Origin of the sequence: Alicyclobacillus fodiniaquatilis (genome assembly GCF_042678105.1) — a bacterium.
In the GTDB taxonomy this organism is placed as follows: domain Bacteria; phylum Bacillota; class Bacilli; order Alicyclobacillales; family Alicyclobacillaceae; genus Alicyclobacillus; species Alicyclobacillus fodiniaquatilis.
On record NZ_JBHUCX010000003.1, the window covers coordinates 1 to 2,806 of the forward strand.

A 2,806-nucleotide genomic window follows, 5' to 3' on the forward strand; every position below is an offset into this window, starting at 1 on the left:
TCCATTGTACCGGAAAGTCAACAAAGGGGATTGGGTGGAGCTCCGTAGATTATCCGATAAATCTGTCGCCAATATTGTAAAACGAATGGTGAGATCCATCGGGTTTAATCCCGCGTTATACGCAGGGCACAGTTTAAGAGCTGGATTTGCCACCGTTTCGGCTGCAGCCGGCGCAAATGAGCGTGACATTATGCGACAAACAGGTCATAAGAGTGTCGCCACCGTACGCAGATATATTCGCGAAGGGGAAATGTTTAAAGATAATGCCGCTTCACGTCTAGGATTATAGTGAAGGTGGAGCGATTTTTTTACAAAGAGATGCATTAACAAAATTCACTGTCGAGTTGGCGAGACTATCAAACCTATTTCTATGAGCACGTTTATGCAACTCGCTGGATAACTTTAACCCTACCTTGGCAATTTGACCGTCTAGAGGTTGTCTAATCCCTCTAAGCCTTTATATCAGACTTGTTTCCATTCTTCGGAGGTTCGGTTATGATAGTCTCAACTTAACTTTTTGAGCTGTCGCCAAGCAAAATCAACCTATCCTGACGATTTAGATACACGTTGTTTGAAGTTCCAGCGACTCACCAAGACTAATTCATGTTAGTTTTAAGTCCTCTCTTCTATTTTCCAAGTATTTGGCTGCGCCTCATTTCTACATCATCTGCAAATTGACTTGCTTGCTCCAAGTGATACTTAGCCGCTTCCTCTCCTGAGATGGATATACTAGCTTCTGTAAGAAATCGTTGGCGCAATACACCCAATAACCGATTTAGTTGTCCAAGAGGAATTTGAAGAACAAAGTCAGATTCCTCTCTATTCAACTTTTCCATAATGTGTTGTATCGGTTTATCTTCACGCCATGGTCTGAGTTTTTTCTTGCTTCGATTGGCAAAAAACACGTGCATTACGCGCGCCTGAACTACGATGCAATCGTTGTATGCCGCCCACAGCTTAGATCTAACATAAAGCTGGCTCAATTGAACCTTCTCCATATTTTCGCCCATCGTTTGCAATATCGGTTCTTTCTTTATTTCGTTCATTGAGTTAACCATTGTTAGATTTTTAAATGCAGTGTCAAATTCCTCTGGGAGAAGTATGTCTTGTAATGTAACTATGGCTGCTATGTCCCTCGCTAAGGTCGTGATCGCTATCCAAAGCGCCTCGATAGCCTGCAACTGTCTTTCAGTAACTACATTACGAGTTTGCGAGAGACTCAGCAAAGTGCTGTCAAGTATCTTGTTACTCATAGCTAGTGCCCCATCAGGTAACATAGTTTGACAAACAGAAAGGAATATTCGACCAATTATCGAATGGTTATCATGGGTGATAATCATGTGCATATACGTGCGAGAACTGACGGCTGAAGAAGGCAACAAATTAGTTCGGATTGCTCGTAAAGGCTCGGATTCTGTGGAAGTTCGCCGAGCGCTCGTTGTGCTGGCATCTGCGCAGAAGATGAAAGTGCCAGAAATCTCTGATCTGTACCATCTTTCAAAGGAGCATATTCGGCATATCATTCGAGCATTCGATGAGGATGGATTCAAATCACTCAAACCACGTTACGGCGGTGGCAGACCTCGTACCTTCACAGAGGAACAACGTGCCGATATCATCGAACTGGCCCAGATTCCACCAAAAGCATTGGGGTTACCGTTTACGCAGTGGTCGTTGTCTAAACTGAAAGAAACCGCTGAACAAAAAGGAATCGTCAAGTCCATCAGCATTGAAACCATCCGTGTCATCCTAGATGAAGTGGACATCACATATCAGCATACGAAGACGTGGAAAGCGTCAAATGACCCAGAGTTCGAGACGAAAAAAAACGAATAGAATCGCTCTACCACCAACCACCTACAGACGGGCGAATCATCTGTTTTGACGAGTTCGGCCCCCTAGCGGTGCAACCATTTCCGGGTCAAGGGTGGTTCAAGAAAGCGCATCCTGACCGATTGCCAGCTACATATCACCGTAATCACGGTGTTCGGCATCTATTGGCAGCCTTGGATTTGAAGGATGACAAGTTGTACGGTCATACTTCGAAACATAAAAAACATCAAGACATCTTGCGATTCTTCAAAGTCCTGCGGCGACGCTATCATCGTACGGAGCGATTGTATATCGTTTTAGACAACTTCTCCCCACACAAACATGGCAAGGTGGTTTTGTGGGCTGCCGACAATAATGTCGAGTTGGTCTTTACCGCGACGAATGCCTCATGGATGAACCGAATTGAATGTCACTTCGGTCCGTTACGCAAGTTTGTACTTGCAGGAAGTGACTACAAGGACCATAAAGAATTAGCCCAAGCGATTCAAGCGCATATCCGGTGGCGAAATAGGCACAAACGGGACGAACGGATTTTACGAGAACAAAAGAAGATCAAGGTTGCCTGAAGGGGCACTAGCTCGGTACGCAACCGCTCCAATCCTATTGCATACGTGTTTCGAACTTCTTCGATCTCTTTTGAATGTTCTTGTCGGTCTCTCTCCGCAACTTTTTGTAAGGCAACCTTACTAACCCAACCTGAAATACCAATTACAATAACACCAATTCCACCCAAGGCTGACAACGTGACGTTGAGCCAATGTCCAACGATATGAATCACTCTACACACACTCCGTTCTTGCAGATTCCAAGATATTGTAGCAAACTAGGCCTTAATTTACGCTGCTATGAGGTTCCCCCTTTATCACTACATAGCCTCTCGGCATTTGGTTTTCATTGAACCACCAACGGTTCTGTGCCCGAGGTCTGTTCGCTTGCCCCCATGTTGCTGAGCCCGACTTGACAAATCAAAATT

General features: G+C 44.8%; 4 protein-coding genes. 3 read left to right on the forward strand and 1 reads right to left on the reverse strand.

Going from position 1 to position 2,806, the window contains the following annotated elements; genetic code table 11:
• A partial coding sequence (locus ACFSB2_RS00615; RefSeq protein ID WP_377940576.1) for a tyrosine-type recombinase/integrase occupies positions 1–289 on the forward strand: 289 nt, incomplete at its 5' end.
• 337 nt (positions 290–626) lie between these two features.
• Here the strand turns inward: ACFSB2_RS00615 and ACFSB2_RS00620 are convergent.
• Positions 627–1,253, reverse strand: a complete 627-nt coding sequence (locus tag ACFSB2_RS00620) for a hypothetical protein (RefSeq protein WP_377940577.1) — start codon at positions 1,251–1,253, stop codon at positions 627–629.
• Positions 1,254–1,338: 85 nt separating this feature from the next.
• On the opposite strand from ACFSB2_RS00620, the gene ACFSB2_RS00625 reads away from it, so the two are divergent.
• Both ACFSB2_RS00625 and ACFSB2_RS00630 read left to right on the forward strand, forming a co-directional pair.
• Positions 1,339–1,836 carry a helix-turn-helix domain-containing protein gene (locus ACFSB2_RS00625; RefSeq protein ID WP_377940578.1) on the forward strand — a complete coding sequence of 166 codons (498 nt, stop codon included), beginning with the start codon at positions 1,339–1,341 and terminating at the stop codon, positions 1,834–1,836.
• A 38-nt stretch (positions 1,837–1,874) separates the two neighbouring features.
• A complete protein-coding gene (locus tag ACFSB2_RS00630; RefSeq protein ID WP_377940579.1) occupies positions 1,875–2,399 on the forward strand; it encodes a transposase in 525 nt (174 codons plus the stop codon).
• The last annotated feature ends 407 nt before the right edge of the window (positions 2,400–2,806 follow it).